The 11,407-nt window shown below is 38.6% G+C and carries 16 protein-coding genes and 1 pseudogene; 1 reads left to right on the top strand and 16 read right to left on the bottom strand.

Annotated elements, in window-relative coordinates:
* Positions 1-620: 620 nt before the first annotated feature.
* The 8 genes from ACJMMI_RS08450 to ACJMMI_RS08415 form a co-directional block, all read right to left on the bottom strand.
* A complete protein-coding gene (locus ACJMMI_RS08450; protein ID WP_405354924.1) occupies positions 621-1,223 on the bottom strand; it encodes a TIGR04100 family radical SAM protein in 603 nt (200 codons plus the stop codon).
* A gap of 27 nt (positions 1,224-1,250) precedes the next feature.
* Complete coding sequence (gene pdxT, locus ACJMMI_RS08445; protein ID WP_405354922.1) at positions 1,251-1,823, bottom strand: pyridoxal 5'-phosphate synthase glutaminase subunit PdxT; 573 nt, start codon at positions 1,821-1,823, stop codon at positions 1,251-1,253.
* Between the two features lies 1 nt (position 1,824).
* The gene (gene pdxS, locus ACJMMI_RS08440) at positions 1,825-2,697 is read right to left on the bottom strand and encodes a pyridoxal 5'-phosphate synthase lyase subunit PdxS (protein ID WP_117705433.1); all 873 of its coding nucleotides are present in this window, start codon (positions 2,695-2,697) and stop codon (positions 1,825-1,827) included.
* Between the two features lie 36 nt (positions 2,698-2,733).
* Entirely contained in the window at positions 2,734-3,288 is a 555-nt protein-coding gene (locus ACJMMI_RS08435) for an ECF transporter S component (protein WP_405354921.1), read from the bottom strand.
* Between the two features lie 10 nt (positions 3,289-3,298).
* Positions 3,299-4,150 carry a pyridoxamine kinase gene (locus tag ACJMMI_RS08430; RefSeq protein WP_405354920.1) on the bottom strand — a complete coding sequence of 284 codons (852 nt, stop codon included), beginning with the start codon at positions 4,148-4,150 and terminating at the stop codon, positions 3,299-3,301.
* A gap of 352 nt (positions 4,151-4,502) precedes the next feature.
* Positions 4,503-4,709 carry a hypothetical protein gene (locus ACJMMI_RS08425; protein ID WP_405354919.1) on the bottom strand — a complete coding sequence of 69 codons (207 nt, stop codon included), beginning with the start codon at positions 4,707-4,709 and terminating at the stop codon, positions 4,503-4,505.
* Positions 4,710-4,736: 27 nt separating this feature from the next.
* Positions 4,737-5,042 carry a hypothetical protein gene (locus ACJMMI_RS08420; RefSeq protein WP_405354918.1) on the bottom strand — a complete coding sequence of 102 codons (306 nt, stop codon included), beginning with the start codon at positions 5,040-5,042 and terminating at the stop codon, positions 4,737-4,739.
* A 576-nt stretch (positions 5,043-5,618) separates the two neighbouring features.
* Entirely contained in the window at positions 5,619-5,921 is a 303-nt protein-coding gene (locus tag ACJMMI_RS08415; RefSeq protein WP_405354917.1) for a hypothetical protein, read from the bottom strand.
* A 148-nt stretch (positions 5,922-6,069) separates the two neighbouring features.
* Here ACJMMI_RS08415 and ACJMMI_RS08410 point away from each other — a divergent pair.
* Positions 6,070-6,255, top strand: a pseudogene (locus ACJMMI_RS08410) (transposase); the annotation flags it as partial.
* 357 nt (positions 6,256-6,612) lie between these two features.
* Here ACJMMI_RS08410 and ACJMMI_RS08405 read toward each other — a convergent pair.
* The 8 genes from ACJMMI_RS08405 to ACJMMI_RS08370 all read right to left on the bottom strand — a co-directional run bounded on the left by ACJMMI_RS08405 (position 6,613) and on the right by ACJMMI_RS08370 (position 11,238).
* A complete protein-coding gene (locus ACJMMI_RS08405; RefSeq protein WP_405354916.1) occupies positions 6,613-8,022 on the bottom strand; it encodes a SpaA isopeptide-forming pilin-related protein in 1,410 nt (469 codons plus the stop codon).
* 86 nt (positions 8,023-8,108) lie between these two features.
* On the bottom strand, positions 8,109-8,705 hold the full coding sequence (locus ACJMMI_RS08400; RefSeq protein ID WP_405354914.1) for a hypothetical protein: 597 nt from the start codon (positions 8,703-8,705) through the stop codon (positions 8,109-8,111).
* A gap of 59 nt (positions 8,706-8,764) precedes the next feature.
* The gene (locus tag ACJMMI_RS08395; protein ID WP_405354913.1) at positions 8,765-9,484 is read right to left on the bottom strand and encodes a hypothetical protein; all 720 of its coding nucleotides are present in this window, start codon (positions 9,482-9,484) and stop codon (positions 8,765-8,767) included.
* A 61-nt stretch (positions 9,485-9,545) separates the two neighbouring features.
* A complete protein-coding gene (locus ACJMMI_RS08390) occupies positions 9,546-9,968 on the bottom strand; it encodes a hypothetical protein (RefSeq protein WP_405354912.1) in 423 nt (140 codons plus the stop codon).
* A 94-nt stretch (positions 9,969-10,062) separates the two neighbouring features.
* Positions 10,063-10,461 (bottom strand): SpoVG family protein, encoded by a 399-nt coding sequence (locus tag ACJMMI_RS08385; protein WP_303672436.1) that lies wholly within the window; start codon positions 10,459-10,461, stop codon positions 10,063-10,065.
* Positions 10,462-10,479: 18 nt separating this feature from the next.
* On the bottom strand, positions 10,480-10,767 hold the full coding sequence (locus ACJMMI_RS08380; RefSeq protein ID WP_303672437.1) for an AbrB/MazE/SpoVT family DNA-binding domain-containing protein: 288 nt from the start codon (positions 10,765-10,767) through the stop codon (positions 10,480-10,482).
* Positions 10,761-10,949 carry a hypothetical protein gene (locus ACJMMI_RS08375; protein ID WP_405354911.1) on the bottom strand — a complete coding sequence of 63 codons (189 nt, stop codon included), beginning with the start codon at positions 10,947-10,949 and terminating at the stop codon, positions 10,761-10,763. The genes ACJMMI_RS08380 and ACJMMI_RS08375 overlap by 7 nt, the downstream gene beginning before the upstream one ends.
* Positions 10,939-11,238, bottom strand: a complete 300-nt coding sequence (locus ACJMMI_RS08370; RefSeq protein WP_405354910.1) for a hypothetical protein — start codon at positions 11,236-11,238, stop codon at positions 10,939-10,941. The genes ACJMMI_RS08375 and ACJMMI_RS08370 overlap by 11 nt, the downstream gene beginning before the upstream one ends.
* Positions 11,239-11,407 lie beyond the last annotated feature (169 nt).

The raw sequence follows: 11,407 nt of genomic DNA, 5'->3' as shown, positions 1-11,407 counted from the left end.
AATTATTACTATCTGATTTAAACAGAAACTGCACCTTGTCATACAGCAGGGTGCAGTTTTTTAATAAATTATAGTTTAAAATGAAGCTTTGAATAATTAACAAAAAATTTAGGTAAAGCCTTTTTAAAGGCTTGCGGGTATGGGCAGAGCCCAAGAAAAGTTGTTTTTATTGCAACTTTTCAGGCACAAACAGCAACGCTGTTTGTGTGCTTAAAGCAAAGTTTGACAAAACAGGCGACAGCCTTTTAAAAAGAAACAATTTATAAATAGAAAAAGAAAATCTTTCCTGTTTTGTGTTGCTGACGCATTACAAGCTTTCGCCTTTGTGTTCAAGCCGCCAAACAGCAAGCTGTTTGGCTATAAGAATTTTGCATTATCTAAAGTATTGTGGGCTTTGTCCACACCCACAACCTTTGAAAAAGGTTGACCAAATTTTTATGTCCGAGTAAAAATTCAGGCAAATTTCAAAACTTTTAACTCCCGACTGTTACTAAGTCATTGTAGGGAACAATAAAATTATTACTTTGCAAACTATCTTCTCGTAATAAAAACCATAATTTTAAATTTAAACACAACAAAACCGCTCAATGACGCAAAGTGTCAAATGAGCGGTTATATTTTTAAGCGGAATATTTTCTTATTCTAAGGTAAATACCCATATCATCAGCAATTTTCTGACAAGCTTTTATATCCTCTTGCGGAATTGTATCAACAATCGAGAATTGTGTGTGGCCGAAGTATTTTTTAGCGTCTGCCGCAAACTTGAGCATTGATTCGTACGCATTTTTAAATACAGGTCTGCACACCTCGTCATATTTCTCTGATGAACAGGTGTTAAGGCTGATTGACACAGAGTCAATGTAATGTGACAAAAGCTCTGCAATCGGCTTTTTGTTTATAACATCGCCAAGTCCGTTTGTATTGAGTCTGAGCTTAATGTCAGGGTGCTTTTCCCTTACATATTCAGCGGTGGCAATAAGGTTGTCAAGAGCGTTTGTAGGCTCGCCATAGCCACAGAAAACAAGTTCATTAAAGCCTGTAAAATCAAAGTCATCTACTGCTTTTTTTATTTCCTCAATACTTGGGTCATGCTTATGCCAAAGTGTGTCTGCATTGCCGACTTTATCTGTATTGTTGCGAATACAAAAGGTACATCTGCAAGGACATTTGTTTGTCAGATTAGCATAAATAGATGTTTTGTAAACATAAAGTATGTCAGCCATTTTAAAATATACTCCCTTATAAATACATTATATTTCTCCGTTAATCATTTTTATAAAATAATTATGTACGGTTAAATCGTCATTTAACTCAGGGTGAAAAGCTGTTACCAACTGTTTTCCCTGTCTTGCAGCCACAATTTTACCATTGACCTTGGCAAGAACTTTTACATCGTCCCCTACCCTACTTATATAAGGTGCTCTGATAAAAGTCATTGGAATTTTGCAAATATCTGCAAAGCTTTCTTCAGCATAAAAGCTTCCAAGCTGTCGTCCGTAAGCATTTCTTACTGCTTCAATGTTCATAGAACAAAAATACTTACGGTTGTCATTTTTAATACTGTCAGCCAAAAGCAGCAAGCCTGCACAAGTACCATAAACGGGCATTCCGTCATCAATCATCTTTTTAATAGGTTCAAAAAGTTCAAGCTCAAAAAGCAGCTTTCCGATAACGGTGCTTTCTCCTCCGGGAATAATAAGACCGTCAAACGGCTTATTTAGGTCTTCTTTACAACGAATTTCAAAAGAGGATACGCCTATTTTTGCAAGCATTTGCTCATGCTCAATAAAAGCTCCCTGCAAAGCAAGTACACCTATCTGCATATTATTTGCCTCTTTCAGCCATAAGAATTTCGATTTCCTGTTCGTTGATGCCTACCATAGCTTCGCCCAAATCCTCTGAAAGCTCTGCAAGCATTTTAGCGTCATTGAAGTTTGTAACAGCCTTAACAATAGCAGACGCTCTCTTTTCAGGATTGCCTGACTTAAAGATACCTGAGCCGACAAACACACCCTCTGCACCAAGCTGCATCATAAGAGCAGCGTCAGCAGGAGTTGCAACACCGCCGGCAGCAAAATTAACAACAGGCAGCTTCTTGTTTTCGTGAACATACAAAACTAAATCATAAGGAACCTGCAGCTGCTTTGCAACCTCAAAAAGTTCGTCCTTCGCCATTGACGCAATTCTGCGAATTTCCGACTGCATCATTCTCATATGACGAACAGCCTGCACAACATCGCCTGTACCCGGTTCGCCCTTTGTACGAATCATAGACGCACCCTCGTTAATTCTTCTTAACGCCTCGCCAAGATCCTTTGCACCGCAAACAAACGGTACATCAAAGGCAGTTTTATCAATGTGATATTTGTCATCGGCAGGAGATAAAACTTCGCTTTCATCAATGTAGTCAATCTCAATAGCCTGCAAAATCTGTGCTTCCGCAAAGTGACCGATACGGCACTTTGCCATTACAGGGATTGAAACTGCATTCTGAATACCCTTAATCATCTTAGGGTCGCTCATACGAGAAACTCCGCCTGCTGCACGAATGTCAGCCGGGATTCTCTCTAATGCCATAACTGCACACGCACCGGCAGCCTCGGCAATTTTTGCCTGCTCAGGTGTTGTTACATCCATAATAACGCCACCCTTGAGCATTTGTGCAAGGTTTTTATTAAGTTCAAATCTATTTTCCATTATTATACTCCAAATTTTATAAAATAGCAAATACGCTTATTTTAAAGCAAGTTTTTTCTTAAAGTCAACTCTGTCAAGTGCAAAACCTACAACAATGAAAATCAAAGCACCCATACCAGGCTGTAACCACCATGTAGCAAGCTCTGCAACCGCACCTTCAAAGCCATACATAAGACCGTTTGCAACAAAGTAACCGCCAACTGTAACCATAGTAGTCGGAATAAGCATTAAAAGTGATGACCAATTAATAATCTTGTTGTCTTTGCCACGCTTTTTCATAGCCATTCTGCAAAGAACAAACGGCACAGCATTTAAAGCCTTGATAATAGCAGTAGGAATTGCCCACTGTGGATAACCAGAAATCAAGTCAGCAAGAGCACCGCCTATTGATGAAGCAATAATACCGTAAGGACCCGGCAAAATGCTTGCGGCAAGGTAAATCATTGAGTCACCTGCGTGTGAATATCCGAACATTGACGGAATTTTAATAAACGCTGTTGTAACAGTTACCAACGCAGCACACATAGCTGTAATTGCAATAAGCTTAACGCTTATCTTTGATTTAGATTTTGAAATTGAATTTGATTCCATAGTTATCCCCTCACAAAAGTATATTTAAGTGTTTTTCAAACTCAATGCCCTCGTTGCGGTCAATGTTTAATTTAACCGTATCGTGCAAAGAGGTTTCAATAAATTTAACCGCCAGATTAACGGTATCTCTCAGGCTGTCGCCTCTTAAAAGTCCCGAAAACATTACCGAGGCAAAGAGGTCGCCCGTTCCCGAATAACTGCCGCCAATTTTTTCACAGCTTACGCTGAACACCTCATCGGCAGAAGTAATAAGGTTTTGTATCTGCAATGTGCCGTCTGTATTTTTATGCTCAATGCCTGTAACTATGACAATTTTCACGCCGTAGCGTTTCATAAGAGCCTTGCCAAGCTCAGCCACCTTGTCCATAAAATCAGGCTTTTCTACGTTTTTAATAAACTCAGAATAATTCACATCATTAAGAATACAGCACTCGGTAAGGTTAGGTGTAATCACATCGGCCACGGCCACAAGCTTTTTCATTTTGCTGGCAAGAGCCTCTGTAAAAAGGCTGTAGGTTCGTCCACCATCACCCATAACAGGATCCACAAGCACCAGCGTGTCTTTGGTTTCAAAGCTATTAATAAAATCGAGTATCTTATCAACCTGCTTTTCACTTGACAAAAAGCCTGTATAAATACCGTCAGGCTGAAAGCCGAGGTTTTTCCACTCAGATGTGTAGTAATCAAGCTTGTCGGTACAATCGTTGCAGTAAAAACTCTTAAAACCGGTCTGGCTTGTGAGCACCGCAGTAGGCATTGGGCAAGCCTGAATACCCATTACAGACAGCACAGGTATTGCCGCAGTAAGCGAGCACTTGCCAAGCCCCGAAAGATCATTTATTAAAACAGCTTTTTTAGTCATCAAATCACGCCTTAAAATTTCTGAACAGTTCAACATTTTTCTTGTGATGACCCCATTATACAACAAATGTGTACCTGTTAAAATAGACAATTTTTATAAATTTTATCAGGACAGTTTACAGACATTAAAAAAGCACTCAATCTGATTGAGTGCTGATAGGCTTAGATATAGAAATAGCCACTTATACAATGTACAAGTGGCTTCAGATTGGTTGTTTGGCAGGCGTCCCATTCTCCTGCATCTCTCGGGATTGCTCCCTGTCAAACCATCGGCGTGTGGACGGGGACGAAATTTTCCACCTCAAACAAACCTATCCAAAAAGACTAACAAAACCGCTCTCGTTATGGAGCTGTTAAGCTAATTTAATGGAGCATATTTGTGCTTTAGTTCTCCAAACAATATCGTTTGGAGAACCGTTTACACATATATCAATTGTTTCACCTGTATAATCTTCTAATTCATCATCAGGATTAAAGCTATCAACTATACCTTTCCATTCTTTATTATCATCATCTGCGATTATAACCGTTTTACCGACATATTTTGAAAAATCAGTCATAACTTACCTCTTAAATTTTGAACCGAATTAAAGCATTTCAAAAGTAACTTTTATATTATTTTTGCTATCTTTTTTCCAAGACGCAAAAGCTAAAAAATCACTCCATTGGTCGTTTATATGTTCATCAGAATTAAATACTTTTTCAAATTCATTTGCTTTTTGGATGTCAATGAGCCAACCGGTTAAATTCTCACATTCAATGTTATTATCTTCAAAACAGTTTCCTTCACCGCAATCAAGAAAAAACACTTTGCCAATCGAATTAGCTGATTTCTGAACAATTTCCCAAAAGTTCAAAAATTTAGAGTTCTCTTGAGTTCTTAACCCTACCATTATTGACACTGCCTTTCATTACTGTAACAAATTCACCATTTTTCTTTGTTATTACAACATCTTCACCTTTTATATAAAAAAGTACATCTTCTTTTTGACCACGCCATTCACCTGTTCTAACAGGTACATCGTGATTAGTATATATATCATCAATTATATTCTCTAATGCTTTTCTGTCCTCTGCAGAACTTGGATTTAAACCCCAATCTATTGCGTGTTTACCAACCTTTTTCCAAACTGTTTGTCTGTCTTCATTATACCACTGTCAGTTGATTTTGCAATATGTTTATTGCTGTTCAAACCTCTGATTTTTCCGTCGTCGGCACTCTTGATACCTCTAAAAGGCATTTCCGCTTTCTTGGGATTTGTAATGCATTTTATAGTATCACTGCCGATTTTCACCCTGTCCCATTGTTAAAAACCAACCCTCAAGCAATAACAACCCTCAAGCAATAATAAATTTTCTTCTTTAAGCCATTTTTCATACTTCCCTTTTTCCACCATCACCACCTCTCTTTATGTAAAATAAGCAAAAGGAAAGACAGCACATCGCTGTACTGTCTTAAAATAAATATTTTAATTTTCTACAAGCTCCATTGTATCGTAATCTTTGACATCTAATTCTAATACATCGGAAAACTTTGCACCGTCATAAAGAACAAACTTGTCGATAAGTTCTTCGACTGTATCGGCATAAACAATGGTTTTGTCCATCTCTTCTTTTGATAATTCTTTACCTTTTAAATAAGTTGCCCCAACACAATAACCACGACCGTCAAGCCCAAAAATATATCCGACTTCCTTATACGATATGTCAATCTCACAATCATAAATTTCCTGAATAAATTCCTGCTTTGTGTCGTAACCATAGTATTTCATACAGAACTCCTCTTCCCGTAGCTTAATAATATTATTTTATATCTAATAATATTATAAATTTATTTGCATAATATTGCAATTTTTTGGATAAAAAGTACCTATAATAAAATTTGGATAACAAATAGATCTAACAATGCAAAATTAGCTGACAAAAACACTTTGTTTCTTTTTGTCACCACTCATTAACGGCTTTATTAAAGGCTGCAACAACAAAATCAAGGTTCTCAAAAGAAATGCTTATGACTACAGAAATTTCAAGCGTTTTCGTAACCGCATCTTACATATTTTTTCCAGCAAACATATCAATTCTACAAGAAAACAAGCAACAGTTTAAATTCTGATACTTGTATCTATCAATTATTTTTAGGGATTATCCCAACTATAACATTAAACCTGATTTATCAAACTGACATCATGACTTTAAAAAACAGCAAAAGAAAACAGAGTAGCTATAAAAACTACTCTGTTATGGCTCCCGCAACTTGTTTTCCATTGCAATTCGATTCTGTTTTTAATGTTGGAGTAACATTGATAAATTATGGTTTAGCGGAGAGCTTTGGATAATTAAAATAAAATTTAGGTCAAGCCTTTTTAAAGGCTTGTGGGTATGGGCAAAGCCCATAAAATCTTCCAATATTGCAATTTATAAGGCACAAACAGCAACGCTGTTTGTGTGCTAAAGCAAAGTTTGTTAAAACAGGCGGTAACCTTCGCTTGGTTCAATTTCTTTCAGAGTCCAGTTATCTCCGCATACATAGTTTGAAGTTGTAAAACTGCCGTTCTTATCTGTGGTGTATTTATCTATGAGCTTACCATCGTTGTAGATGCCGTAAACTGCTCCTGCAAGTGTTGCATCACCCTGTGCAGACTTTGTTTCAGCGTCTGTTTTTTTAACAGTAAGATTCCACTTTTTAAGAACATTACTGAAAGATACAGTTGCCGTTTTTCCACTTTCAACATTTACGGTCTTTGATTTTTGTTCGGCATACTCTGTCGGAGTATGCTCGGTAACCGTGTATTTTCCGGGGACAAGGTCGGTTAATTCAAATTCGCCCTTTGAATTGGTTTTTACAGTTTTGCTGTAACCAACGCCTTTAACGGTAAACTCAATATTTGCAACATTGCCGTCCTCGGAGGTTTTGACAAGCTTGAGGTTTCCCGAGCTTGTCTTGACCTTGAAATATGCCCTTATCGGGTCAGCGTCGTTTTCAACACCTGTGATTACATCCTGCAAAGTTGCATCTCCATATGGGATAAGGGTTGTATTTCCTACGCTCGGCATTGATTTTGCAGAGTTGAATGTTACTGCATCGTTGACGGGGGAACTTGAAGTCAAGGTCAGCTTGTTGCCGGATTTTGAAACGGAAATTCCACCTGTAGTTTTGAAACCGAAATCCGAGAGAATATTGTTGCTGTCGGTAAGCATTAATGTGTACTTTCCGTCCGAGTATTCCATCTCATAGATTTCAGCCTTTGAAGCGATTGCAGATGCAAAACTCGGAACAGTTGAGTAATTTGCAAGGCTTTTTGAGATTGCATTGTAAACCGACTTAACTCCGGGATTTGCTCCGCCTGCACAGATACCGTCAATGAACTTTGTATTTGTGCATTTATAGCCTTCGCTTGTAGAACGACAACCTGAAACAAACTCCCATACAATCAGCTGTGTTGCTACCCATTTCTGATCCTCTGTTCCGCTTAAGCATTTCCCTGAACCGGGTTTGCCGTAAAGCAGAGCAAGGTTGATTGCTTTCTGCTTCGCAGAGCCTAAATTCTTCCAGACGGTCGAACCGTCCTCGGTCAGCGTATTGCCTGAGTAGAGTGTATGACCGGGTTCAATGCAGTAGGCTTCTTTTCCGTCTGCAAAAATCTTGCACAACTCTTCTCCGGGAGTTCCGACCGTGTAGCCGTCACTGACCGTTGTCTGCTGAAATTTGATTATATTGCCTGTGCTGTCATAACAATAATCGAAAGTGATTGTAACCTTATCACCGCTTGCCGCACTTACGGGGAGTGCAAACATTGTTCCGAATATTACGGCAACCGCAAGCAAAAGTGCTGTTATTCTTGTGAAATTCCTTTTAGCTAAAATGTTTTTCATTCTAAAAATTCCTTTCTTGGTAAAAAATAAGGCAAAGTCGGTTAACTCTGCCTGCTGATAAAATATTCTGTTTTTGCTTACTCAAATCATAATTTCATCGCCTGTCCTTCATTGAAATCTTCATCTATATCATCAGACTGTTCACTGCCGTCTGTGATATTTACATACTCGCCGATAATGTTCAGTGCTTCGCAATAACTGCCCGAATTCGTAACACGACTGCACATTTCTTTTGCTTCGTCAGCCATACCGTTTTGCTTGAGCGTGTGGCTTGCAACGCCCATAAGATTGAATATGTTGGAATCACAGCCTATTAATGCACAGTCGGGTTTGACCTTTTCCGCTTTGTTTTGCTCAGGTTCAAAACCGCCGAGCCTGTTATCCACATAATCGGACAGCCACATTCCTGCAAAGGCTGTATATGACTGCAACCGCCACATTGCAAGCTTGCCGATGTCGAGGTGGACATCTTCAAAGGGATAGAGAATACAGGTAACGCCGTCACTCTTGAACACAGAAACATTCTCAAACCTTGTATTGTGAAGAAGTATTCCCTTATCCGTGAGCATTTTATTAATGCCGTCCACCCATTCCTGTGTTTCACCTCCGCATCCCTGCAGGATGAGTCCTTCCTTGCCGTTCATACGGCGGAGGTCTGTTAGAGTTATTTGGTTTATTTTCATTGAGATCATTCCTTTCAAAAAATAACAGCACCCGATTAAGAGTGCTGTCTATACTTTATTTAGCAGTAAACTACATATATTTTGTTGTTTTCTGCAATTACATTGAATGATAAGTCGCTTGGGACTATGCCGTCACTTTGATAGTAGTAGGCTACATACTCAACATCACCATAGCAATCTGCTGTCAGGCTTTGCGTATCATCATAATATGATGCGTTTGTGGGCGAGAACCAGCTTGCGTTGCCTGTGTTCAGCGAGGAATCGTATTTCATTCCGAGCTGCTGACCGTAGGCTATGCAGGCACTCACCGCATACTGAACATCAACCGTTTTTGCTTTGGTAGGCGGTTGTGTAGGCTTTTCCGTAGGTTTCTGCGTCGGCTTTTCAGTGGGAATTTCTGTTTCTTTTTCAGCAGTTGATTCCGATTTAAACTGATTACTATTTACTGTATTCCTGCTGTTGTTCTGAACCTCGGATTGTGTTTCCTGAATTGAATCCGTTGCCGAAACAACTGCCGATTTTTGCCCACTGTCGGCTTTTTCTTCGGTTTTTGTATTCTGTCCCGAAGGCTCTGTTTCTTTTGAAACGGTGGTTTTTTCGGCGGTGGTTGTTGTTTCGGTTGTTGCCATTTCAGAACTTTCCCCAGATGCAGAAACACCCACGGAAGTTGAAACCGTGGGTGATAAAGAACTGTTATCCATTGTTTCTTCTGCAGTACAGGCTGTGAATGTTCCTGCCATTAGTATTATGCTTAACATTATTGCGATTTTCTTTTTCATACTATCGCCGTCCTTTCAGCAACAAGTATATCCAAAGAATTTCAAATGTCCAGACTTAATTTTATTTATCTTTTAACATCATTCCCTTCATATTGCTTGTTTTTAATGTTCCAATATGAACCACAGCATTATCACTTTCTTTTCTTATACGCATATTATTAAGTTGTTCCTCCGAAAAATCTTTTATAACAATATAACAATCAACGCCTGACCTCTTGCCTTTGCTTTTTACAATACCAAGATTTTTCTCATACTCTTTAGGATAATTAATATAAAACCAACAAAGATTTTTTTCTTTTCGATACAAATATTCTTTTCCGGGCATTACGCCATTTTTCAATATCTCATTAATGTTTTCCGAAAAGGTAAAATGTATAAGCCCATATTGTTTTATATCCTTCTTATCCTGACAACTTAATGCTGATTTAGGTGTATGACATAAAAAACCCATATCAATAAGCTTTTTCTTTAAATATTTAAACATTTTCTTTTCTCCGTTCGTATTTGTATTCTCCACTTCAAATAAAAAATAGATTATATTAAATTATACAATAGAGAAAACAAACATTCAAACAAATTCACAAAGTCTGTGTAAAGCTTTCCGATTCATCTTTCGACATAGCCTCGGTTTCTTCTTTACTCTGCTGTTCATAAAGTGCCTGATGATATGCGTCCATAACCTTGCAATTTAGCATATCTCTTGACTCCTTTGAAATCGGGTGAACAATCTCGCTGAACTTCGTTTCGCCGTTTTCGTCAACATAGTTACTTGCAGGCATTGCAACAAACAGTCCTTTTCTTGAGTTCATCACTCTGATTCCGTGAATTGCCACAGCACCGCCGACAGTAACGCTTGCAAACGCCTTTGTGTTGCAATCATCTACATCAACGAGCTTATCAATCCTTACCTTGATATACGGCAGTTTCCTTTTCTGATTGTTGTTTTTGTTTCCTTTGAAATTAGTATTCTGTGCCATTATAAATTTACCTCCGATTTAGTGTTTCTGCTTTTCAGCCCACAGCAGAGAAAGATGTATAAGTGCATCTCTCTGTTCTTTCTCGGACAGGCTGTCAAGGAAATCTTCAAGAGTTATGTTTTCTTCAAAATCTTCTTCAAGGTACTGGCAGTTGTCGCAGAGTTTTTCTCGCCTGATAACTACCGAGCCGTCATCCTGCTGGGTAAATGATAAAACATCGTTGTATCTGAATCCGATTCGCTTGCGGATTTCGTAGGGGATTGTAATTCGTCCTCTCTCACCGAGAACTCTGTACATTTTTAGCATTGCTCGTCCTCTCTTTCCGCTTTGCATTCATCACAAATGCAGTCGCAACCATTACACTCATCATCGCACCTCTCAATCAGAATTGCTCCGTCCATAGCTGAAATCTGCACAGCACAGTCGGATGTGATTCCTGATACAATAAGTGCGTCAAGCGGTATGCTTACATAAATTCTATTTTCCATTGTTAATAATACACTCCTTCAAAATTTGTTCTAAATCAATTTGCTGTTCGGTTGTCAAGTCAAGCAGGCTCAACTGCAACGGCTTGTTTCTCTGCCTTTCATACATATCGTAGTTACTGATTAGCAGTTCAGGGAATTGCTCGCCTGCATTGATTCGCTGTTTCATATTGTGCAGTCTTGTAAAATCAAAGAAAGAACAGCCGTCGTACAAATTGCGTATTTCTTTACAATCATTGTATGATACAAGCCATTTGCCTTTTGCATTTGCAAGTGCGTTTTTCAGCCTCAAATGGTCATCCCAAGTGAAACCACATTGATAATATAAATGCTAAACTGAAAATGCACAAAATCGCCAACTCAAAATGTACAATTTTGGCAGATCACTCCTGAGGAGAGTATACTTTCCTCAGGAGGTAGAAATATGAACCAAAGGAAAGACATTTTAGAGAGGGTGAAGC

The organism is Ruminococcus sp. (assembly GCF_045129435.1).
GTDB lineage: Bacteria > Bacillota > Clostridia > Oscillospirales > Acutalibacteraceae > Ruminococcoides.
The sequence above is the reverse complement of the archived record's forward strand: the minus strand, read 5'-3'. Positions and strand labels throughout refer to the sequence as shown.

Excerpts from the sequence above, each read along its gene's own strand:
- ACJMMI_RS08450 (WP_405354924.1), bottom strand. The coding sequence starts at position 1,223 with ATGGCTGACATACTTTATGTTTACAAAACATCTATTTATGCTAATCTG.
- pdxT (WP_405354922.1), bottom strand. The coding sequence starts at position 1,823 with ATGCAGATAGGTGTACTTGCTTTGCAGGGAGCTTTTATTGAGCATGAG.
- pdxS (WP_117705433.1), bottom strand. The coding sequence starts at position 2,697 with ATGGAAAATAGATTTGAACTTAATAAAAACCTTGCACAAATGCTCAAG.
- ACJMMI_RS08435 (WP_405354921.1), bottom strand. The coding sequence starts at position 3,288 with ATGGAATCAAATTCAATTTCAAAATCTAAATCAAAGATAAGCGTTAAG.
- ACJMMI_RS08430 (WP_405354920.1), bottom strand. The coding sequence starts at position 4,150 with ATGACTAAAAAAGCTGTTTTAATAAATGATCTTTCGGGGCTTGGCAAG.
- ACJMMI_RS08425 (WP_405354919.1), bottom strand. The coding sequence starts at position 4,709 with ATGACTGATTTTTCAAAATATGTCGGTAAAACGGTTATAATCGCAGAT.
- ACJMMI_RS08420 (WP_405354918.1), bottom strand. The coding sequence starts at position 5,042 with ATGGTAGGGTTAAGAACTCAAGAGAACTCTAAATTTTTGAACTTTTGG.
- ACJMMI_RS08415 (WP_405354917.1), bottom strand. The coding sequence starts at position 5,921 with ATGAAATACTATGGTTACGACACAAAGCAGGAATTTATTCAGGAAATT.
- ACJMMI_RS08405 (WP_405354916.1), bottom strand. The coding sequence starts at position 8,022 with ATGAAAAACATTTTAGCTAAAAGGAATTTCACAAGAATAACAGCACTT.
- ACJMMI_RS08400 (WP_405354914.1), bottom strand. The coding sequence starts at position 8,705 with ATGAAAATAAACCAAATAACTCTAACAGACCTCCGCCGTATGAACGGC.
- ACJMMI_RS08395 (WP_405354913.1), bottom strand. The coding sequence starts at position 9,484 with ATGAAAAAGAAAATCGCAATAATGTTAAGCATAATACTAATGGCAGGA.
- ACJMMI_RS08390 (WP_405354912.1), bottom strand. The coding sequence starts at position 9,968 with ATGTTTAAATATTTAAAGAAAAAGCTTATTGATATGGGTTTTTTATGT.
- ACJMMI_RS08385 (WP_303672436.1), bottom strand. The coding sequence starts at position 10,461 with ATGGCACAGAATACTAATTTCAAAGGAAACAAAAACAACAATCAGAAA.
- ACJMMI_RS08380 (WP_303672437.1), bottom strand. The coding sequence starts at position 10,767 with ATGCTAAAAATGTACAGAGTTCTCGGTGAGAGAGGACGAATTACAATC.
- ACJMMI_RS08375 (WP_405354911.1), bottom strand. The coding sequence starts at position 10,949 with ATGGAAAATAGAATTTATGTAAGCATACCGCTTGACGCACTTATTGTA.